Annotated in this window: 19 protein-coding genes; 15 read left to right on the top strand and 4 right to left on the bottom strand. The window is 65.9% G+C overall.

Annotated elements, in window-relative coordinates; genetic code table 11:
• The first annotated feature begins 3 nt into the window (after positions 1 to 3).
• The gene (locus FHS94_RS08105) at positions 4 to 1,887 is read left to right on the top strand and encodes an APC family permease (RefSeq protein WP_184056488.1); all 1,884 of its coding nucleotides are present in this window, start codon (positions 4 to 6) and stop codon (positions 1,885 to 1,887) included.
• Between the two features lie 96 nt (positions 1,888 to 1,983).
• Here the strand turns inward: FHS94_RS08105 and FHS94_RS08100 are convergent, their stop codons facing one another.
• From FHS94_RS08100 to FHS94_RS19650, 3 genes are read right to left on the bottom strand one after another with little or no spacing between them, the layout of a single operon-like run.
• The gene (locus FHS94_RS08100; protein ID WP_184056486.1) at positions 1,984 to 2,898 is read right to left on the bottom strand and encodes a glycosyl hydrolase; all 915 of its coding nucleotides are present in this window, start codon (positions 2,896 to 2,898) and stop codon (positions 1,984 to 1,986) included.
• Positions 2,895 to 3,689: a TIGR04290 family methyltransferase gene (locus FHS94_RS08095; RefSeq protein ID WP_184056484.1), complete on the bottom strand. Its 795-nt coding sequence runs from the start codon at positions 3,687 to 3,689 to the stop codon at positions 2,895 to 2,897. Before FHS94_RS08095 ends, FHS94_RS08100 begins: the two co-directional genes overlap by 4 nt.
• A complete protein-coding gene (locus tag FHS94_RS19650) occupies positions 3,690 to 4,289 on the bottom strand; it encodes a histidine phosphatase family protein (RefSeq protein ID WP_221234630.1) in 600 nt (199 codons plus the stop codon).
• Positions 4,290 to 4,497: 208 nt separating this feature from the next.
• On the opposite strand from FHS94_RS19650, the gene FHS94_RS08085 reads away from it, so the two are divergent.
• The 13 genes from FHS94_RS08085 (at position 4,498) to FHS94_RS08025 (ending at position 18,891) form a co-directional block, all read left to right on the top strand.
• A complete protein-coding gene (locus tag FHS94_RS08085; RefSeq protein ID WP_184056480.1) occupies positions 4,498 to 5,613 on the top strand; it encodes an SDR family NAD(P)-dependent oxidoreductase in 1,116 nt (371 codons plus the stop codon).
• Entirely contained in the window at positions 5,610 to 6,719 is a 1,110-nt protein-coding gene (locus FHS94_RS08080; protein ID WP_184056478.1) for an SDR family NAD(P)-dependent oxidoreductase, read from the top strand. The genes FHS94_RS08085 and FHS94_RS08080 overlap by 4 nt, the downstream gene beginning before the upstream one ends.
• Positions 6,716 to 7,789 (top strand): glycosyltransferase, encoded by a 1,074-nt coding sequence (locus FHS94_RS08075; RefSeq protein WP_343055216.1) that lies wholly within the window; start codon positions 6,716 to 6,718, stop codon positions 7,787 to 7,789. Before FHS94_RS08080 ends, FHS94_RS08075 begins: the two co-directional genes overlap by 4 nt.
• On the top strand, positions 7,786 to 8,892 hold the full coding sequence (locus FHS94_RS08070; protein ID WP_184056476.1) for a CgeB family protein: 1,107 nt from the start codon (positions 7,786 to 7,788) through the stop codon (positions 8,890 to 8,892). The genes FHS94_RS08075 and FHS94_RS08070 overlap by 4 nt, the downstream gene beginning before the upstream one ends.
• Positions 8,889 to 10,001, top strand: a complete 1,113-nt coding sequence (locus FHS94_RS08065; protein ID WP_184056474.1) for a CgeB family protein — start codon at positions 8,889 to 8,891, stop codon at positions 9,999 to 10,001. The genes FHS94_RS08070 and FHS94_RS08065 overlap by 4 nt, the downstream gene beginning before the upstream one ends.
• Positions 9,998 to 11,068, top strand: coding sequence for a glycosyltransferase family protein (locus FHS94_RS19645; RefSeq protein WP_184056472.1), 1,071 nt, complete (start codon positions 9,998 to 10,000; stop codon positions 11,066 to 11,068). The genes FHS94_RS08065 and FHS94_RS19645 overlap by 4 nt, the downstream gene beginning before the upstream one ends.
• 17 nt (positions 11,069 to 11,085) lie before the next feature.
• Complete coding sequence (locus FHS94_RS08055; RefSeq protein WP_184056470.1) at positions 11,086 to 12,075, top strand: UDP-glucuronic acid decarboxylase family protein; 990 nt, start codon at positions 11,086 to 11,088, stop codon at positions 12,073 to 12,075.
• 66 nt (positions 12,076 to 12,141) lie between these two features.
• Positions 12,142 to 13,311 (top strand): acyl-CoA dehydrogenase family protein, encoded by a 1,170-nt coding sequence (locus tag FHS94_RS08050; protein ID WP_184056468.1) that lies wholly within the window; start codon positions 12,142 to 12,144, stop codon positions 13,309 to 13,311.
• Positions 13,308 to 14,909 carry a carboxyl transferase domain-containing protein gene (locus FHS94_RS08045; protein ID WP_184056466.1) on the top strand — a complete coding sequence of 534 codons (1,602 nt, stop codon included), beginning with the start codon at positions 13,308 to 13,310 and terminating at the stop codon, positions 14,907 to 14,909. The genes FHS94_RS08050 and FHS94_RS08045 overlap by 4 nt, the downstream gene beginning before the upstream one ends.
• Positions 14,906 to 15,340, top strand: coding sequence for a hypothetical protein (locus FHS94_RS08040; protein WP_221234629.1), 435 nt, complete (start codon positions 14,906 to 14,908; stop codon positions 15,338 to 15,340). The genes FHS94_RS08045 and FHS94_RS08040 overlap by 4 nt, the downstream gene beginning before the upstream one ends.
• Positions 15,341 to 15,476: 136 nt before the next feature.
• Complete coding sequence (locus tag FHS94_RS08035; protein WP_184056463.1) at positions 15,477 to 17,318, top strand: acetyl/propionyl/methylcrotonyl-CoA carboxylase subunit alpha; 1,842 nt, start codon at positions 15,477 to 15,479, stop codon at positions 17,316 to 17,318.
• Entirely contained in the window at positions 17,318 to 17,779 is a 462-nt protein-coding gene (locus FHS94_RS08030; protein WP_184056461.1) for a MaoC family dehydratase, read from the top strand. Before FHS94_RS08035 ends, FHS94_RS08030 begins: the two co-directional genes overlap by 1 nt.
• Complete coding sequence (locus FHS94_RS08025; RefSeq protein ID WP_184056459.1) at positions 17,776 to 18,891, top strand: zinc-binding dehydrogenase; 1,116 nt, start codon at positions 17,776 to 17,778, stop codon at positions 18,889 to 18,891. The genes FHS94_RS08030 and FHS94_RS08025 overlap by 4 nt, the downstream gene beginning before the upstream one ends.
• Here FHS94_RS08025 and FHS94_RS08020 read toward each other — a convergent pair.
• Complete coding sequence (locus FHS94_RS08020) at positions 18,888 to 20,942, bottom strand: NAD(+) synthase (protein WP_184056457.1); 2,055 nt, start codon at positions 20,940 to 20,942, stop codon at positions 18,888 to 18,890. The two genes, FHS94_RS08025 and FHS94_RS08020, sit on opposite strands and share 4 nt — an antisense overlap.
• An 80-nt stretch (positions 20,943 to 21,022) precedes the next feature.
• On the opposite strand from FHS94_RS08020, the gene FHS94_RS08015 reads away from it, so the two are divergent.
• A complete protein-coding gene (locus FHS94_RS08015; RefSeq protein ID WP_184056455.1) occupies positions 21,023 to 21,367 on the top strand; it encodes an arsenate reductase in 345 nt (114 codons plus the stop codon).
• Positions 21,368 to 21,395: the final 28 nt, after the last annotated feature.

Below are 21,395 nucleotides of genomic sequence, written 5' to 3'. Positions count from 1 at the left end.
GAGATGAAGATGATCGATGTGCTGCTCGGGCGGCGGCTCGCCAATCGCGAGCAAGGGGAGCAGAAGATCGGCTGGGCCGCGGGCGTCCCCGCGATGGGCCTCGATGGCCTCGGCTCCTCATCCTATGGCCCCGAAGCGGCTCTGACGATCCTGATCCCCTTGGGGGCGATCAGCCTTGCATGGATTGGCTGGGTGATCGCGCCGATCGTGGCGCTGCTGGTGATCCTGTATTTCTCCTATCGCCAGACGATCCTCGCCTATCCGTCCAACGGGGGCGCCTACACCGTTGCTAAGGAGAACCTTGGTCCCATGGCGTCGCTGCTGGCCGCGGCGGCGCTGATGATCGATTACGTGCTGAACGTGGCAGTGGGCATATCGGCGGGGGTTGGCGCGCTCACTTCTTCCGTGCCGTCGCTTCAGCCATGGACGCTTGAATTGTGCCTGGGCATCCTCGTCGTGGTCGCTGCCGCCAACCTGCGCGGCACTCGCGAGGCGGGATGGCTATTCGCGCTGCCGACCTATCTATTCCTGGCGAGCTTCTTGGGGCTCATTGCCTGGGGCGTGTTCCAGATCATTTCCACTGCGGGGCATCCCCCACCGTTAGTCGCGCCGCCACCGCTAAAACCTGCGGCAGAAGCAGTGAGCCTGTGGCTGCTGATGCGCGCGTTTGCTGCCGGCTGTACCGCGATGACCGGAGTGGAGGCGGTTTCCAACGGCGTTGGCGCGTTCCGGGAGCCTGTGGTGAAGGAGGCGCACTGGACTCTGACCGTCATCTGCGCGGCTCTCGGCCTATTGCTCGCCGGCATTGCGACGGTGGCCCACTTTTACGGCCTGGGCGCGATGGACCAGACCCAGCCCGGCTATCAGAGCGTGTTGTCGCAGCTGGTCGGCGCGATCGCAGGCAGGGGCGTAGTCTACTACGTCGCGATGGGGAGCGTGCTGACGATCCTGTGCCTGTCGGCCAACACCAGTTTCGTCGGTTTTCCCCGTATCTGCCGGCTCGTCGCGCTAGATGACTACTTGCCGCGCGCTTTTGCCGTTGCGGACAGGCGGCTAGTGTTTTCCGTCGGCGTCACGTTCCTGACGATCACGGCGGGCTGCTTGCTGGTCGTGTTCGGCGGCATCACCGATCACCTGATCCCGCTGTTTGCGATCGGCGCCTTCCTGACCTTCACCGTCAGCCAGGTCGGCATGGTGGTGCATTGGCGGCGGCGGGGCGGCCGCAACACGGCCCGGCTGGCGATAAACGCCGTTGGAGCGGCAACCACCATCGTGGGGCTGCTGGTGATCGCGGCCGCGAAGTTCATGGAGGGCGCCTGGATCGTGATCGTCGCGGTGCCGGCGACCATTGCGGTGCTGTTGGCGATCCGGCGCTATTACGATCGGCTCGGCCGGGACCTCTCGCCGGCAAGCGGCTTCACGCTGGAGGACGTTGACCGCCCTACGGTGCTGGTCGCCTATGACGAGCGCAATCGCATGACCGATCGCGCGATCAGTTTTGCCCTGACGCTAAGCCCCGATGTGGTCGCGGTTCACCTTCTGCGCCTAACCAGCCCCGAACAGGAGGAGGACCTTGCCGCTAGGCGCGACGCCTTCGAGCGGGACATCGCCGGACCTGTTGCCGCACGCGGGCTGGTCCCGCCGCGGCTGGTGCAGATACCCGCGCCGTATCGCGAGATCGAAGGACCAGTGCTCGACCTGGTAGAGCGGATTGATGAAGCAACACCAGGACGCGCGGTCGCGATCCTGATCCCGGAACTGGCGCTGGACCGCTGGTGGGAACGATTGCTGCACAGCCGCCGCGCGCAGCGGCTGCGTGCGGCGCTGGTGGCGCATGGCGGGACAAGGCTGATGGTGATTACCGCGCCATGGCAGCGGGGGCTCTAGCAGCAGCGCCGAAGCGGCTTGCGTCGCTCGACCTTTCGACGGAATTCATCCGCCCGCGATTGGCGGCAGCGCGGGTGATGCCGCGCCGCCGTCCGCTTATGCTGTGACTGCGGCCTTCTTCACCGCTGGCGCATAGCGATCGATCGCCCAGGCGCAGAAGTCCGCGAACTGCTGTGGGTCGCGCGGGGGACTGGTGTGATGCTGTCCGTCACCCAGATGCTCGGGCGTGAAGCAGAAGGTCACGGTTACGTCGAAGTCGGCCAGCGCGTCCATCTGCCGGTCAAACCAGTCGGTCGCGTTGGGGCGAAAGCTGTCGGCCCAGGACAGGCCTGTGCGAAGCTGCTTGGTGCCGAGCTGCTTCATCCATTTGACCGCATCGTCCAGCCGCGGGTCCTGGTAGTGGAACCACTGCATCAGCCCCATCTCGCCCGCGACCTTCGCATAGTTGTCCAGTGCGGGCTTGGGCGTCCCGTCCGCACGGATCAGGCCCATGTAGAAGTGGCGATAATAGCTGGACCCCTCCGCCTCGCGATGGCGAGTGGTGGCACCCCATTCCTGCGGCAGGTCGAACAGCGAATACCAGAAGACGCGGGGCACGCGGCCGACCAGCAGTTCCGCCGTACGGCTGACGCCGAACACCTGAACCTCTTCGGCGCCAAAAGAGCCAACACCGACCTCTGTCACCCAGACAGGCTTGTCGGTCACGGCCTCGATCTCCGCGATCTTCTCGGGCCAGGCGTGGATCGGCCACAGGTTCCAGTCGAGCGGGAAGCCATGAACGGCGACGACGTCGATCTCCGACAGACCGCCATGCCCCTCCATCCGCTGGATCCACAACGGGTCGATCGGGCTCATGCCGCCCAGGACACGGGTCAGGTCGGGGTTCACGGCGCGGATCGCGGCGCCGGTGCGGGTCACCATGTCGGCGAACCGGGACCAGTCGGGATCGAGCTCCGGGTCCCAATGGGACTTGTTGTTGGGCTCGTTCCAGATCATCGCCGCTTCAATCACTTGCTGCCCTCCTTGGCGGGATACACAGCCGCCGGTCCCCACTGGCTGTAGGGCACGTCCGCGACGCGGCAAAGATAAACGTCGTCCTGCGGATGCGCCTCGATCGTGAAGCCTGCCGCACGCAGCATCGCCTCCGATCCAGCCCGGTTGGGCGCCCACCAATTTGTCCAGTCCCCGGAGAAACGCTGCTCGATAAAGTGCATCTTGGGATAGGCGGGATCGTCGAAATAGGCGGGCGGGTCAAAGGTGCCCGGCACGTAGAAGGGATGGTCCTCGGGAACATCGATCGTGTTCTTGGACCCCTGCTGCAGCGTCTGGAACAGCATCATGTCACGGGCGACATGCTCGCGGATCAGGTCAAGCGCCAGCAAGGGGTGGCGTAGGTGGTACAGCACGCCCATGAAGATTACGAGGTCGAACTTCTCGCCCAGCGCGCCGACATCGTAGACGCTCAGGTTGCGGAACTCGACGCCTGAAAAGCCCAGCGCCTGGCTGGCAAGACGTGCTTGAGCCAGGTAGCGTTCGTCCGCGTCGATGCCGAGAACGCGATCGGCGCCGCGCTTCTTCATTTCTACGGAATAGAACCCGGCGTTGCAGCCGATGTCGAGCACGCTTTTGCCGGTCAGATCCTCAGGGATGACTTGCGCGAACTGCTTGTACTTGAACCGGGGATAGTCTCCCAGAAAGTGATCGGGGGCAGTTTCGATCCCGTCACCCAGGTCGATGTTGTGAAACCAGGGGGCAAGCTGCGCCACCTCTTCGCCCAAGCTGACTTTTGGCTGCGTCGCCATTCAGTAAACCCCCTCATTCAACGTCATTACTTTGCTGCCCCAATCGCCGATCACAATACGGCTGACAGAAGCTGGCTCGATATCAAAGCGGCTCATCCCGTCCAGCGACAGTCCGAGCGCGTGGCAGATCGCTGCCTTTATCATGTCGGAATGGCTGACGATCGCGACCGTCTCCCCGTCATGCTCCCGCAGCGCGCGTTCCATGATCGAGACGATGCGCGATTGCGCTTCGGCCATCGACTCACCGCCTGGAATACGGGCGGTCGCCCGCTGTTCGTTCCAGGCGCGCCAGTCGGGATCGTCGCCGAACGTGCCGAACGCACGTCCGGTCCAATCGCCCATGTCGATCTCGACCAAGTCATAAACGACCCTTGGCTCAGGCAGGCCACAGTGCGTCGCGATCGCCTCTGCCGTAGCCACCGTGCGATCCAGCGGACTTGTCCAGAGGTGCTGCACCCCCGCATCGGCCAGTCGATGACCCAACGCGGCCGCCTGTTCGCGTCCCTCGCCGCTCAACGGCACACCCGGCATGCGACCGGACAGTTGGCGATTGAAGTGGATGTGCGCCGCGTGCCTGATGAGAAGAAGCGTCGCCGCCACCTGTTGCCGTTCGCCTTTCCTGTGTCGCCTCGATTGCTTGGCCGGACGACATTCGGAACCAAATGCTTGATCCTGATGGCGGTTCCGCCACAAGGAACAAAGAAGAAGAAGCTTTGTTACGCTTCCGACAAGGCCGGACCATAAGGGGGGACACGGACCGAATGCAACAAAGGTATGTAGAAGAAGCTGGCCGTCGGGAGCACCTGGCGTGAGCGAGACGGTTCTGATCACCGGCGGTGCCGGTTTCATCGGGCGTTCGGTCGTGGAAGAGCTGCTGGCCCGCGGTAACAAGGTCCGCGTGCTCGATGCGCTGATCGAGCAGGTTCACGGTGACGTCGACGGTTCGAAGATGCTCAATCCCGAGGCGGAGCTGATCCGCGCGGATGTACGCGACGCCGACGCGGTGCGGCGGGCAATCGAGGGCGTTGATTCCGTCATCCACCTTGCCGCAGAGGTGGGCGTCGGCCAATCGATGTATGAGGTGGAGCGCTACACCTCCACCAACGACGTCGGCACGGCCGTGCTGTTCGAGAAGCTGATTGACCGGCCCGTCCGGCGTGTCGTCACTGCCTCCTCGATGTCCATCTATGGCGAGGGCCTGTACCGCGACGCGGACAACAGGCTGGTGGAGAATGCCGAGCGGCACGGGCTGAAGGACGGCCTTTCCAACTGGGAGCCCGTGGACGCGGAGGGCCGGCCGCTGTCGCCGGTCGCCACACCCGAGTGGAAGCGACCCAATCTGTCGTCGATCTATGCGCTCAACAAGTTCGTGCAGGAGCGTACGACCCACATCATGGGCGCGCCATACGGCATGGAAAGCGTGTGCCTGCGCCTGTTCAACGTTTATGGCCCGGGTCAGGCGCTGTCGAATCCGTACACCGGCGTGCTGGCGATCTTCGCCTCGCGCCTGCTGAACGGGCAGCAGCCGATGATCTTCGAGGATGGCGAGCAGCGGCGTGACTTCGTGCACGTATCGGACGTCGCGCGTGCCTTTGCCGATGCGCTAACGCTGCCTGAAGCCGCTGGCGGCACGTTCAACATCGGGTCAGGGCATGACCGGTCCGTGACCGAAGTTGCGACCGAACTTGCCCGTGCCATGAACAAGAACGACATCACGCCGCAGATCGTCGGCAAGGCGCGGATCGGCGACATCCGCCATTGCTTCTGCGATACCACGCTCAGCCGGGACAAGCTTGGCTTTGAAGCTCGCCAGGACTTCGGCGAAGGGCTTGCCCGGCTTGCCGAATGGGTTGCGGAGCAGACCGCGGTTGATCGTGCCGAACAGATGCGGGCCGAGCTCGATGCTCGGGGTCTGGTCGCTTGAGCGGCGATCGCACCGACCCCGGCGCCGATCCGCGGCCGGTGCTGGTCACGGGCGGGGCGGGCTTTATCGGTTCCAACCTTGCGGACAGGCTGGCCGGGGAAGGGCACCGGGTCCGCATCTTTGACCGGCTGAGCCGGGCGGGCGTCGAGCGCAACCTGCGCTGGCTGCAGGAGCGGCATGGTGACAGGATCGAGGCGATCGTTGGGGACGTGCGCGACGGCGCGGCGCTGACCGCAGCAGTGACAGGCGTGAAGGCGGTGTTCCACCTTGCCGCCCAGGTTGCCGTGACGACATCTATGGCTGACCCGCGCGAAGACCACGACATCAACATTGGCGGCACCTTCAACCTGCTAGAAGCCTTGCGCGCGAGTGGGGAGGCGACGCCGCTGGTTTTTGCGTCGACCAATAAGGTCTATGGCGACCTGTCCGACCTGGAGTTCGTGCGCGAAGGGGAGGCCTATGTGCCGGCGGACCCGGACGTGCGTGCGCATGGCATCTCCGAAGCGCGCCCGCTCGACTTCCATACACCCTATGGCGTGTCGAAGGGCGCGGCGGACCAGTATGTGCTCGATTACGCGCGCAGCTTTGGCATCCCAACCGCTGTCCTGAGGATGAGCTGCATCTATGGCCGGCGCCAGATGGGGACGGAGGACCAGGGCTGGGTCGCGCACTTCCTGATCCGCGCATTGGATGGTGAGACGATCACCTTGTACGGCGATGGGTATCAGGTTCGCGACGTTCTCGACGTGTCCGACGCGGTGAACGCGTATGTGCAGGCGTGGCGGCAGATCGACGAAGTATCGGGTCACGCGTTCAACCTGGGCGGTGGACCGGACAACGCCGTGTCGCTGCGCGAATTGCTGGCGCACATGGGCTCGCTGATCGGGCGCGAAGTCAAGACGGAGTATTCCGACTGGCGCGCAGGCGACCAGCGCTACTTCGTTGCCGACGCGCGTGCGGCACAGCAGGCGCTGAACCTTGGGCCGCGCGTGCCGTGGCGGGACGGTGTCGCGAAGCTTGCCGCGTGGCTGGCAGAAGAGCGTCGCGTCAACTTTCCCGTCGGTCGGCAGGATACGACGCCGGCGTCGCAGGCGATGGCGTCGTGACGCGACTGTTAATGACGTGCGACGCGGTTGGCGGGGTGTGGCAATACGCCAGCGACCTGGCCGCTGCGCTGGTGCCGCTGGACGTGGAAACTGTGCTTGCGGTGCTCGGGCCGGTATCGGATGACGCCGCAAGCCCGGCTGGTATCCGGCTGATCGAGACGGGGTTGCAGCTCGACTGGCTGGCGGACGGCCCGGCTCCCGTGCTGGAATCTGGCGAGGCGATTGCGAGTTTGGCGCGAGAGGTTGGGGCCGATCTGGTTCAGCTTAATTCGCCGACGCTGGCGGCGCAGGCCCGGTTCGACGTGCCGGTTGTGGCGGTTGCGCATGGTTGCGTTTCGACATGGTGGCAGGCGGCGCGCCCAGATCCGCTCGACCCGGCCTTTGCCTGGCACGCGCAGCTGAGCCGGCGTGGGCTGCTCGCGGCAGATGCCGTGGTCGTGCCCAGCGCGGCTTATGCAGCGACGATCGCGGACACCTACTCTCTGCCGCAACGTCCGATTGCGGTTCACAATGGGCGACCCGCGCCAGGGCCTGTGCTGGGTTCGGTGACGGGGCATGCCTTCACCGCGGGCCGGCTATGGGATGCGGCGAAGGGCACCGAGATCCTCGACCGCGCCGCGGCTCGCCTGGCAGCGCCGATCCGAGCTGCGGGTCCGCTAATCGCTCCTCATGGCGAGGAGGTCACAGTTACTCACCTCCAGCCGCTCGGCACGCTTGACGCATCGGGGGTCGCTGCCGAACTCGCCTGCCGGCCGGTGTATGTATCGTCGGCTACGTTCGAGCCGTTCGGCCTGGCGGTGCTGGAGGCTGCCGGGGCAGGGTGTCCGCTCGTCCTGTCCGACATCCCGACCTTCCGCGAGTTGTGGGACGGGGTCGCGACCTTCGTTGATCCGACCGATGAGGAAGGTTTCGCAACCGAGATTGCGCGGCTGATCGCCGACCCGGTGCTGGCCGATCGTCTCGGCCGGGCCGCCGCGGCGCGCGCTGGCCGGTATACGCCTGACAAGACGGCAGCCGCCATGGCCGCGATCTATGCAAAGCTCACCGACAACAGGGCCCGAGCGGCATGAGGATCGTCTATTTCACCCACTCGCTCGCCTCATGCTGGAACCATGGCAACGCGCACTTCCTGCGTGGCGTGCTGCGGGAATTGATCGCGCGTGGTCATGACGTTCGCGTGCTCGAGCCGGAAAACAGCTGGAGCTTGCAGAATCTTCTGGCGGACGCAGGCCAAGCGGGGCTGGAGCCCTATCGGACCGCTTACCCGGAGCTCAGCTCGGCCGAGTTCGCGGCGAGTGCTGACCCCGCGACGCTGGTCGGTGATGCCGACCTGGTGATCGTGCATGAGTGGAACGAGCCTTCTCTGGTCGCCGCCATAGGCAAGCTGCGGGCAGGCGGTGGTGACTTCCGCCTGCTATTCCACGACACGCATCATCGCGTGGTCAGCGCGCCGCATGAAATGCAGGCGTTCGACCTGTCCGGCTATGACGGCGTGCTCGCTTTCGGCAACACGGTTGCGCAGGTCTATCGTGACTGGGGCTGGCACAACGTCTGGACCTGGCACGAGGCCGCCGACACGCGCCTTTTCCACCCGCCTTTGCTCGAACGCGAACGTGAAGGGCTGGTCTGGATCGGTAACTGGGGCGATGGCGAGCGCACGGCGGAGCTGGAGGAGTTCCTGTTCCGTCCGGCGGCTGACGCGGGCTTGTCACTCGACATCTACGGCGTTCGCTATCCGGACGAAGCCCGGGCGATGCTGGCGCGGCACGGAGCGCGGTATCATGGCTGGGCGCCCAATGCGCGTGCGCCGGAGATCTTCGCGGGCGCGCTGGCGACGGTGCATGTGCCGCGCCGCTTCTACAGCACCATCCTGCCCGGCATTCCCACGATCCGCGTTTTCGAAGCGCTTGCCTGCGGGATCCCGCTGGTGTCGGCGCCCTGGGATGACGCGGAGGGGCTGTTCCGGCCTGGCGAGGACTACCTCGTCGCCCGGAACGGTGCCGAGATGACCGAACACCTTCGTGCCCTGCGCGACGACCCGGCATTGCGCGCCCGGTTGGTCGCGTCGGGACTAGAGACCATTCGCGCGCGCCACAGCTGTGCGCACAGGGTCGATGAGTTGCTGGCCGTCGCCGCCGAACTCGACACCCCAACCCTTCGGAGTGCCGCATGAATTCCTCCACGAGCTCAGGCCGGCGGATCGCCTTCTACGGATCGAGCCTGGTGTCATCCTATTGGAACGGCGCCGCGACCTATTACCGCGGTATCCTGCGTGCGCTGGCGAGCCATGGCTACGACATCACCTTTTACGAACCCGACGCGTTCAGCCGCCAGCAGCACCGCGATATCGACCCGCCCGCCTATGCGAAAAGCGTGGTGTATCCCGCCACGACCGAGGCACTGAACGGCGTTCTGGCCGAGGCGGCAAAGGCTGATATCGTCATCAAGGCGAGCGGCGTCGGCGTGTTCGACGCCGAACTGATCGAGGGGATCACGCGCCACGCAAGGCCCGGTGCGCTCAAGATCTTCTGGGACGTGGACGCCGCTGCCACGCTGGACGAGATGCGCGGTGATGCCTCGCATCCCGTACTGCGGGCGCTGCCAAACCTGGACATGGTGCTGACCTATGGCGGCGGGCCGCCGGTGGTGGACGCCTATACGGGCTTTGGCGCGGCCGAGTGCGTGCCCGTGTACAATGCGCTGGACCCCGACACCCACCATCCCGTTGAGCCTGACGAGCGTTTCGGGTGCGACCTCGCCTTCCTCGGCAATCGCCTGCCCGATCGCGAGGCGCGCGTGGAGGAGTTCTTCCTGAAGCCCGCTTCCTTGCTGCCTGAGCGGCAGTTCCTGATCGGTGGCAATGGCTGGGAGACGAAGGGTATGCCCGGCAACGTCCGGCATCGCGGCCACGTGTACACGGCAGAGCACAACGCGTTCAACTGCACGCCCAAGGCGGTGCTGAACGTCGCGCGCGATTCGATGGCGAACATCGGTTTCTCTCCCGCGACCCGCGTGTTTGAAGCGGCTGGCGCGGCGGCGTGCCTGATCACCGATGCTTGGGAGGGCATCGAGCAGTTCCTCCAGCCCGATACGGAAGTGCTGGTCGCCCGTGATGGGCAGGACGTGGCCGACCACATGGCGGCGTTGACCCCTGAACGGGCCAAGGCGATCGGTCAGGCGGCGCTGGCCCGCGTGCTGGCCGAGCATACCTATGCATTGCGGGGTACGCAGGTTCACGCGCTGTGGACCGACCGCCTTGCCCGTGAGCGAGCGGCAGCGTGAAGCTCGTCGTTCTTGGCCTTTCGCTTAGTTCATCCTGGGGCAATGGCCACGCCACCACGTTTCGCGCGCTGCTGAAAGCATTCGCGGCGCGCGGGCATGACGTGCTGTTTCTGGAACGGGACGTGCCCTGGTATGCCAGCCATCGCGACCTGCCAGATCCCGATTTCTGCCGCCTGCGGTTCTACAGTGACCTGAATGACTTGGCGCGCTTCTCTCCGGAGATCGCGGAGGCTGATGCGGTCATGGTCGGCTCCTATGTGCCCGACGGTGTTGCGGTCGCGCATCTGGTTCAGGAGCTGAACGAGGCGAGCGCGTTCTATGACATCGACACGCCGGTAACGCTCGCTAAGCTGGCCCGCGGCGACTTCGAGTATCTCTCGCCCGAGGTGATCCCGGGCTATGCCGTGTACCTGTCCTTCACCGGCGGGCCGACGCTCGACACGGTCGAGCGTCGCTATGGTTCTCCTGCGGCGCGCGCGCTCTATTGTTCGGTCGACACGGAGGCGTACCGCCCGCTCCCCGAGCCGAAGCGCTGGGACCTGTCCTACCTCGGCACCTATAGCGACGACCGGCAGCCCACGCTGGAGCGGCTGCTGATCGAGCCGGCGAGGGCGCTGCCCGATGCCCGCTTCGTGGTGGCGGGGCCGCAGTACCCGGATACGATCGACTGGCCGACGAATGTGGAGCGGATCGAGCATCTGCCGCCTTCCAAGCATGCGGCCTTCTACTCGGCATCGCGGTTCACGCTGAACGTGACGCGGGCGGATATGATTGCGGCCGGCTGGTCCCCGTCGGTCCGACTGTTTGAGGCGGCTGCGTGTGCCTGCCCGATCATGTCCGATCGCTGGGATGGGCTGAACACCTTGTTCACTTCGCCCGGCGAGATATTGCTGGCTGACGGCGCCGGTGACGTCATCGCCGCCCTGGGCGAGGCGGACGCGTCAGCGATCGGGTTGGCTGGGCAGGCGCGGGTGCTTGCCGAGCATAGTGCGGCGCATCGTGCGGCCGAACTGGAAAATCACCTGACCCAGGCCGCGCGGCATCCGCGACTTGCCGGGGCTGCATAACTAAAAGGGAGAGCGACATGGCAGCAACCATCAAGCCGCTGGCGCTGGTAGCAGGGGGCGCAGGCTTCATCGGATCGCATCTGTGCCTGGCGCTGCTCGCCCAGGGCTATGACGTGATCTGCCTCGACAGCCTTCAGACGGCGCGGCCATCGAACCTGGGGTCATTGGAAGGCCGCCCGGGCTTTCGTTTCGTCCAGCATGACATCGTGGAAGCGCTGCCCGCGACAGTGACCGATGAGGCGGGGCGATTAAAGCGGATCTACAATCTTGCCTGTGCTGCCTCTCCCCCGCAGTATCAGGCCGACCCGGAGCACACGATGCTGACCAACGTGGTCGGCACTAGCAACCTGTTGCGCCTGGCCGAAAAGAGCGGCGCGAGGCTGCTGCTAACCTCAACAAGCGAGGTGTATGGTGATCCGGAAGTGCACCCACAGCGTGAGGATTATCGCGGCTGGACGAGCTGCATCGGGCCGCGCGCTTGTTATGATGAGGGGAAGCGCGCTGCCGAGGCATTGTGCTTCGACTTTCAGCGCATGAAGCGTGCCGAGGTCCGCGTGGCGCGCATTTTCAACACCTATGGCCCGCAGATGGACCCAGAAGACGGGCGGGTGGTATCCAATCTGATTTGCCAGGCGCTCTCGGGTGAGGACATCACCATCTATGGCGATGGCAGCCAGACGCGGAGCTTTTGCTACGTGTCCGACATGGTCGACGGCCTGATCGCACTGATGGAAAGCGACGCACAGGAGCCGGTTAATCTCGGCAACCCTGACGAATTCACGATCCTGGAGCTGCTGGAGCACATCCTTGCCATCGTGCCCACGAACGCGCGGGTTGTTCACCAGCCGCTGCCCCAGGACGACCCGCGGCGGCGGCGGCCCGATATCGGCCGTGCCAAGGCGCTGCTGGGCTGGGAGCCGAAGGTAAAGCTTGACCAGGGGCTGCCGCTGGCGGCGTCGTGGTTCGCCGCAGAACTGGGGATCACGCGCGCCGCTGCTGCTGCCTGAGGCGCCTCCTGACAAGGCGGATCGGACCTGCTAGCGCCTGCTCAACAACATAGCAGGAGAGGGTGGGTGACCCCCGATTTCGATTTCGCGCTGGGCGAAACCGCGGACATGATTCGCGAGTCGACCCGGCGTTTCGCCGCCGACCGGATTGCGCCACTTGCCGCGCGCATCGATGCCGAGGATTGGTTTCCGCGCGACGAGTTGTGGCCCGCGATGGGCGAGCTCGGCCTGCATGGGATTACGGTTGAAGAGGCGTATGGCGGGCTTGGTCTCGGCTACCTCGACCATGTGATCGCGTGCGAGGAAGTGAGCCGGGCTTCCGCCTCCATCGGCTTGTCCTATGGCGCGCATTCCAACCTCTGCGTCAACCAGATCCGCCGCTGGGGGAATGACGAGCAGAAGGCGAAGTACCTGCCCAAGCTGGTCAGCGGAGAGCATGTCGGCGCGCTGGCCATGTCGGAAGTCAGCGCTGGATCGGACGTGGTCTCCATGAAGCTGAAGGCGCGTGAGACAGACAACGGCTATGTCCTGAACGGCACCAAGTTCTGGATCACCAACGCGGCCTATGCCGATACCCTGGTGGTGTACGCGAAGACGGGCGAGGGCAGCCGCGGGATCACCGCCTTCCTGATCGAGAAGGATATGCCGGGCTTCACGATCGGTCAGAAGATCGACAAGGTCGGGATGCGCGGTTCGCCCACGGCCGAGCTGGTCTTCAACGACTGCGAGGTCCCGCGTGAGAACGTGATGGGTCCGCTGAACGGCGGCGTCGGCGTGCTGATGAGCGGGCTCGATTACGAGCGCGCGGTGCTGGCGGGGATCCAGCTTGGTATCATGCAGGCCTGCCTCGACGTGGTTGTGCCTTACGTTCGTGAGCGCAAGCAGTTCGGCCAGCCGATCGGAAGCTTCCAGCTGATGCAGGCCAAGATCGCGGACATGTACGTCGCGCTCAATTCCGCGCGGGCGTATGTTTATGCTGTGGCGCGTTCCTGCGACGCGGGGCGAACCACGCGCTTCGATGCGGCTGGCGCAATCCTGTTCGCCAGCGAAAACGCGGTAAAGGTCGCGAACGAGGCGGTGCAAGCGTTGGGTGGCGCGGGCTACACCAAGGATTGGCCGGTCGAGCGATATATGCGCGACGCCAAGCTGCTCGACATCGGCGCCGGCACCAATGAGATACGACGGATGCTGATTGGACGCGAGCTGATCGGCCATAACGCGCCGGTGGCGCAGTGAGCGCACCCCTTCTCGACACCAAGCTGAGTGTCGACGACGAGCAGTTTCGCGCCAATGCCGAGCATAACCGGGCGCTGGCCGAGGAATTGCGCGAGCAAGTGGCGGAAGCGGCGCTGGGCGGGTCGCACAAGGCGCGCGAGCGGCATACGTCGCGGGGCAAATTGCTGCCCCGCGATCGGGTCGAGCGGTTGCTGGATCCGGGCTCACCATTCCTGGAGATCGGCCAACTCGCGGCGAACCGGCTGTATCACGGTGAGGTGCCTGGCGCGGGCATGATCGCCGGCATCGGTCGCGTGTCGGGCCGGCAGGTGATGATCGTCTGCAACGACGCGACGGTGAAAGGCGGGACCTACTATCCGTTGACGGTCAAGAAGCACCTTCGGGCGCAGGAGATCGCGCAGGAGAACCGGCTGCCCTGCATTTATCTGGTCGACTCAGGCGGGGCGAATCTGCCGCATCAGGCAGAGGTGTTTCCGGACCGCGACCACTTTGGCCGCATCTTTTTCAACCAGGCCACCATGTCGTCACTGGGCATCCCGCAGATCGCCTGCGTGATGGGCAGCTGCACCGCCGGCGGCGCTTATGTCCCCGCGATGAGTGACGAAACGGTAATCGTGCGCGGGCAGGGCACGATCTTCCTCGCCGGCCCGCCATTGGTGAAGGCGGCGACAGGCGAGGTTATCAGCGCCGAGGAGTTGGGCGGCGCGGACACGCATGGCCGCCGATCGGGCGTGGTGGATCATGTTGCCGAGGATGACGAGCACGCGCTGACGATTGTGCGGGATATCGTGGCGACCCTGCCGCCGCAGTTCGATGCCGATGTGAACTTGTCGACGCCGAAGCCGCCGCGTTACCCGGCCGAGGACCTGTACGGCATTATCCCGACTGACGTCCGCGCGCCGTACGATGTGCATGAGGTAATCGCGCGGCTGGTGGACGGCTCCGAGTTCCACGAGTTCAAGGCGCTGTACGGCACCTCGCTGGTCTGTGGATTCGCGCACATCTGGGGCCAGCCGGTTGCGGTCCTTGCCAACAACGGCGTACTGTTCAGTGAGTCCGCGCAGAAGGGCGCGCACTTTATCGAGCTCGCCTGCCAGCGCCGCGTGCCGCTGCTGTTCCTCCAGAACATTTCGGGTTTCATGGTCGGTGGGCGCTATGAGGCAGAGGGGATTGCGAAGCACGGCGCCAAGCTTGTCACCGCGGTCGCGACCGCAAGCGTGCCCAAGATCACCGTCCTGATTGGCGGCAGCTTTGGTGCGGGCAATTACGGCATGTGCGGGCGGGCCTATTCACCGCGCTTCCTGTTCACCTGGCCCAATAGCCGCATCAGCGTGATGGGCGGGGAGCAGGCGGCGTCCGTGCTCGCCACCGTGCACCGCGATGCGGAGAGCTGGACGGAGGAGCAGGCCGAGGCGTTCAAGGCGCCAGTTCGGCAGAAGTACGAGGATGAGGGTAACCCCTATTATGCCACGGCGCGGTTGTGGGATGATGGGGTGATCGACCCGGCGCAGACCCGCGACGTGCTTGGCCTGGCGCTGGCGGCGTGCCTGAATGCCCCCATTCCCGAACAGCCGCGCTTTGGCGTGTTCCGGATGTGAGCGGGCCGGCGATGCTGACCCGCGCCGTCCTGTTCATCGCGGGTGCCGCGATAGGCGGGGTGGCTGTGGCCGGGGTACCGGCGCGGCTGTTGCTGCCCCTGAGCGACGCGGATGAGACCGCCGGCACCGAGACGGGGTGCACCGCCGCGTTTCGGGCTGGCCGGTCCGACTATGTTCAGCTGATCGGGGTCGAGCTGACGATCCGCACCGCAGCGGGGCTGCACCTGTGCCGTTTGTCGGGGCGGACTGCCGATGCCGTGCTGGCCGGCCAAGCGGGCGCGTCCTGCGGAGGCTATCGCGTGGCCGTGCGCCAGACCGGCCGCACCAAGACATATCCCGCGAGTGACAGCAGCAGCACGCCCGCGGTGCTGACCGTCGGCGAGGGGCATGCGGCCACCACGTTGCGCGGTGACTGGGGTGTTGCATGCTAGGCCGTGTTTTTCTGTCCTACACGGCGATGCAGCGTTACGCCGGCTCCATGATGATCGATCGCGCCCTGCTGAGCTGCCGCCCATGCAATCGGGTCAAAAGGACCAGTCAAGTGCCGTTTTGCTGGGATTACTGCGCATGATCGGCTCGCTCCTGATTGCGAATCGTGGAGAAATCGCCTGCCGCGTGATCCGCACCGCGAGGCGGCTCGGCATCCGGACTGTCGCGATCTTTTCGGATGCCGATGCGGACGCCCTGCATGTTCGTGAAGCTGATGAGGCGATGCATATCGGGCCCTCGCCAGCGCGCGAAAGCTATCTTGTGGGCGAGCGCATCATCGCTGCCGCGCACGCAAGCGGCGCGGAGGCGATCCACCCTGGCTATGGCTTCCTGTCGGAGAATGCCGATTTTGCAAAGGCCGTGCAGGCGGCGGGGTTGGTCTGGGTTGGGCCGAACCCTTCGTCCATCCGCGCCATGGGACTGAAGGACGCGGCCAAGAAGCGGATGGCGGAAGCCGGCGTTCCGACCACGCCAGGCTATCTTGGCGATGACCAGAGTCCCGAGCGGCTTCAGGCGGAGGCCGACGCGATCGGCTATCCCGTGCTGATCAAGGCTGTGGCGGGCGGTGGCGGCAAAGGGATGCGCCAGGTCACGGACGCGAGCGCCTTTCGCGATGCGCTGGACAGTTGCAGGCGCGAAGCGGCGTCGTCCTTCGGCGATGACCGCGTGCTGCTGGAAAAGTACATCACCTCACCACGGCATATCGAGGTGCAGGTATTCGGGGATAGCCAGGGCAACGTCGTGCACCTGTTCGAGCGGGACTGTTCGCTCCAGCGCCGGCACCAGAAGGTGATCGAGGAAGCACCTGCACCGGGCATGGACCCGGCCACCCGCGCCGCCGTTTGCGCCGCCGCCGTCCAGGCTGCGCGTGCGGTGGATTATGTGGGCGCGGGGACGATCGAGTTCATCGCCGATGCGTCCGAGGGGCTGAAGGCGGACCGCATCTGGTTCATGGAGATGAACACGCGGCTGCAGGTCGAGCACCCGGTGACCGAGGCGATCACAGGGCAGGACCTGGTCGAATGGCAGCTTCGCGTGGCGAGCGGGGAGCCGCTGCCCTGCACGCAGGACGAGCTGGCGATCCATGGTTGGGCGATGGAAGCACGGCTGTATGCGGAGGACCCGGCGCGCGGGTTCCTGCCCTCCATCGGCACGCTGGAAGCGTTCGACCTTGGCGACAGCGTCCGCGTGGACACGGGGGTTGAGCAGGGCGCGAGCGTATCACCGTTCTACGATCCCATGATCGCCAAGCTGATCGCGCATGGCGCCGACCGGGAGGAGGCGCGGGAAGCGCTGGCGGACGCACTGGACGAGGCAGTAGTCTGGCCGCTGCGGACCAATGCCGGATTCCTGGTCGAACTGCTCGACCACCCGGACGTCGCGGCCGGCCGGGTCGACACCGGCCTGATCGCGCGCGAGGGCGAGGCGTTGATGCCGCCGCGCCTGCCGAGCGAAGAAGCGCTGATCGACGCCGCCGCTGCTCTGACCGCGCCAGGGCCACTCGCCGGCTTTCGCCTGAACGCGCCCATGCGCCAGGCCGGTCGCTTCCTGGTCGGGGGCGAGCCGGTCGATATCGACGTCACCGACGCTGGCGAGGCGGACGTGACGCCCGACCGGCTGCTGGTGACCGAAGGCGGCCAGACCTGGCTGGCCGAGCCTTATCGCGCAACCGGCGTCGCGGCGGGCGGCGCGGCGGACGGCGCGATACTGGCTCCTATGCCCGGCCGCTTGATCGCGGTGGACGTCGCGGCGGGGCAGTCCGTGAGCAAGGGCCAGCGGCTCGTCACGCTGGAGGCGATGAAGATGGAGCACAGTCTGACCGCGCCCTTCGACGGAACGGTGGCGGAGCTGAACGCAATAGCCGGCGGGCAGGTGACCGAGGGTGCGGTGCTGGTCCGGATCGAGCAGGGTGACGCCTGATGGCTGGGCGCTTCTTCGATGAATGGCAGGTCGGCGACCGGGTCGAGCACGAGATCCGTCGCACGGTGACGGAAACCGACAACCTGCTTTTTTCCACCATGACGCATAATCCGCAGCCGCTGCACATCGACGCGGAGGCGGCAGCCGCGTCGGAGTTCGGACGTATCCTGGTCAACGGGACCTTCACCTTCGCGCTGATGGTGGGGTTGTCGGTAGGTGACACCACGCTCGGTACGCTGGTTGCGAACCTCGGCTATGACAAGCTCGTGATGCCCAAGCCGGTGTTCATAGGCGATACCTGCCGTGCGACGAGTGAGGTGGTCGATCTGCGCGACAGCAGGTCGAGGCCCGAGGCGGGGCTGGTTACCTTCCGCCATGAACTGATCAACCAGCGCGGGGAGGTGGTGTGCCAGTGCTTGCGCATCGCGCTGCTCCGCCGCCGACCGGAGGCCATTGCATGACCGACATTCCCGCCACTCACCTGCGGCTGCTGACGACCGCGAGCGAGGATCGCATCACGTTGACGCTCGCCAGCGAGCCAGTTCCGCAGCCTGGCGAGGGAGAGGTGCTGGTCCGGATGGAAGCGGCGCCGATCAACCCGTCCGACCTGGGGCTGCTGCTCGGTCCCGCTGACCCGGCGACGTTGCGTCGGGAGGGCGAGGCAACGGTGGCCGACATACCGCCCCAGCTTTCGCGGGCGGTAGGCGCGCGACTGGGCCAGGCCCTGCCCGCCGGAAACGAGGGTGCGGGAACGGTGGTTGCGGCAGGCGCCGGTGCGGAAGCACTGGTGGGGCGTACCGTCGCGATCGCGGGCGGGCAGATGTACGCGCAGTACCGCGTCGCCAAGGCGCGCGAGTGCCTGCCGTTGCCAGAGGGCACGCCGGCGGAGGCTGGGGCGTCGAGCTTCGTCAACCCGATGACCGCGCTTGCCATGCTCGGCACCATGCGGCGGGAAGAATATGAGGCGCTGGTCCATACTGCCGCCGCGTCGAACCTCGGCCAGATGCTGGTGAAGCTGTGCGCGGCAGAGGGCGTGCCGCTGGTGAACATCGTGCGAAGCGCTGAGCAGGCGGCCTTGTTGCGGGGGATCGGCGCAACGCACGTCGTGAACTCGGGCGACCCTGACTTCCGCAAACAGCTGACGGCCGCGATAACCGAAACGGGTGCTTTCCTGGCCTTTGACGCGATTGGCGGCGGTAAGCTCGCCAACCAGATCCTGCAGGCGATGGAAGCGGCCGCACAGGCGCGCTCGCCGGGCTTCAGCGTCTATGGTTCGACCCAGATGAAGCAGGTTTACCTGTACGGGGCGCTCGACACGAGCCCGACGGAGATCACGCGGGGCGCTGGCATGGCCTGGGGCGTGGGGGGCTGGCTGCTGACCCCTTACCTGCAGCGTGCGGGCGCGGAGGAGGTCGGGCGGATGCGGACCAAGGTGGCGGAGAACCTGACCACCATCTTCGCCAGCCATTATACCTCCCGCATCACGCTCGCCGAAGCGCTCGAACCCGAAACGGTGCGCGCCTATGCGCGGCGCGCGACCCGGGAAAAATACCTGCTGCTGCCGAACGGCTAGTCCGCGGGCACGTTGGCGGCGAGCTCTTCCAGCCAGCTCTTTGCAGTGCCGTCGGACGGTGCGCGCCAATCACCGCGGGGCGACAGGGCGCCGCCGGCGGACACCTTGGGCCCGTTCGGGATAGCTGAGCGCTTGAACTGGCTGAGGCGGAAGAAGCGGTGCAGGAAGCGTTCAAGCCAGTGCCGGATCGTTGGCAGGTCGTAGGCGACCCGCCCGTCTTCCGGAAAGTCGGCCGGCCACTTGCCCGCCCCGGCATTGCGCCAGGCATGCCAGGCGAGGAACGCGATCTTGGACGGCGCCAGCCCGTGGCGGATCACGTAATGGGCGAAGAAGTCGTTGAGCGCATAGGGGCCAATCGCGTCCTCCGTGCTTTGCATCGCGCCGGTGTCGGCGTCGGCGGGCACCAGTTCGGGGCTGATCTCCTGTGACAGGATCGCGTCGAGCACGGCGTCTGTCGCCTCGTCATATTGGTGCGTCCGGATGCACCAGCGGATCAGGAACTGGATCAGCGTCTTGGGGACGCCGGCGTTTACCGCATAATGGCTCATCTGGTCGCCAACGCCATAGGTGCACCAGCCAAGCGCCAGTTCGGACAGGTCGCCGGTGCCGAGCACCATGCCTGCGCGCTGGTTGGCGAGGCGGAACAGATAGTCGGTGCGGAGCCCCGCCTGCACATTCTCGAACGTCACGTCATAGACCGGCTCGCCACGGCCGAACGGGTGCTTCATCTCCTCCAGCATCGCCCTGGCGCCGGGACGGATGTCGATCTCCTCGCCCGTGATGCCGAGCGCGTTCATCAGCGCCCAAGCATTCGCCTTTGTCCCCTCGCCGGTCGCGAAGCCGGGCATGGTGAAGCCGAGAATGTCGGTACGCGGCTTGCCGAGGCGATCCATCGCCTTGGCCGCGACGATGAGGGCGTGGGTCGAGTCGAGCCCGCCCGACACGCCGATCACGATCTTGCCTGAACCTGCGGCGGACAGGCGCTTGGCGATGCCCTCCACCTGAATGTTGAAGGCTTCGTAGCAGTCCTCGTCGCGCTTTTCGGGGGCGTTGGGGACGAAGGGGAAGCGGCGGACGTCGCGGATGAGGCCGATGTCCCGGGGTGCGACCCCATGTTCGAACCTGATCCGGCGGAACTGCTGCTCGGGGTGGCCCAGCGCGCGTGCGGCGTCGCTGAAGGTGCCATTGCGCAGGCGCTCCTGCGTGAGCCGTTCCAGGTCGACATCGGCGACGGCCAGCTCGGGCCGGCGACAAAAGCGCTCCGACTCGACCAGCAACTCGCCGAGTTCGTAGACAAAGCCCTGGCCGTCCCAGGCGAGGTCGGTGGTGCTTTCCCCGATGCCCGCGGCGGAATAGATATAGGCGGTCGCCGTGCGGGCGGACTGGGCCGCGGCCAGCAGCATGCGTTCGCGCGCCTTGCCGATGATGATGTTCGACGCGGACAGGTTGCAGCACACCAGCGCCCCCGCAAGCGAGCCGGCGGTGGAGGGCGGCGTGGGGGCCCAGTAATCCTCGCAGATCTCCGCGTGAACGACGAAGCCGGGTCGGTCCGCTGCCTCGAACAACAGGTCGGTGCCGAACGGTACGGCCTCTCCGTTCAGGTCGATGGTGAGCCCGGTCAGGCCCATGCCGCTCGCGAACCAGCGCTTTTCGTAATATTCGCGGTAGTTGGGCAGGAAGGTCTTCGGGACGACGCCCAGTACGCGCCCGCGGCTGATCGCCAGGGCGCAATTGAACAGGCGTCCGTTCCTCACCAGCGCTGCCCCGACCAGCAGCACGGGGGTCAGGCCCTCGCTCGCGGCACGCACCGCCTCCACCGCTGCCAGCGTCGCGCGCTGCTGCGCCGTCTGCATGTGCAGGTCGTCAATCGCGTAGGAGGTGAGGTTCAGTTCCGGGAAGACGAGCAGGTCGACGCCTTGCGCGTCAGCCTCCTTTGCGAGCGCTATCGTGGCGTCGGCGTTGGCGCGGGTGTCTCCAACGCTGGCCGGGGGTGTCGCGGCGGCGACGCGAAGCATGTTGTGGCTGGCGAGTGCGTAGAAGGGATGCGTCATGGTGCCGCTCTAACGCGCAAGCCACGCGATCGGTAGCCAAGCTGCTTGCCGGGAATGCAACCCGTCGGCATGTGGCCGGCATGACGACGATCTACGGCATTCCGAATTGCGATACGATGAAGAAGGCCCGTGCCTGGCTTGGCACACAAGGGATCGAGCACGCGTTCCATGACTATCGCAAGGCGGGGGTTCCGGCCGAGCGTGTCCGCGCCTGGGTCGAGCGGCTGGGGTGGGAAGTGGTGCTGAACCGGCGCGGGACCAGCTTTCGTGCCCTGCCCGAGGAGGCACGAAGCGACCTGAACGCAGATCGCGCCATCGCAATCATGCTGGCGCACCCGTCCACGATCAAGCGCCCGGTGGTTGAGAGTGGGGACGAACTGTTTGTCGGTTTCGACCCGGACGCCTGGGCGCGCGCGCTCTGCTGACCGCTTGCCAGAGATGGTGGCGGCGCGC

Origin of the sequence: Sphingomonas aerophila, assembly GCF_014199305.1 — a bacterium.
GTDB classification, from domain to species: domain Bacteria; phylum Pseudomonadota; class Alphaproteobacteria; order Sphingomonadales; family Sphingomonadaceae; genus Sphingomonas; species Sphingomonas aerophila.
The sequence above is the reverse complement of the archived record's forward strand: the minus strand, read 5'-3'. Positions and strand labels throughout refer to the sequence as shown.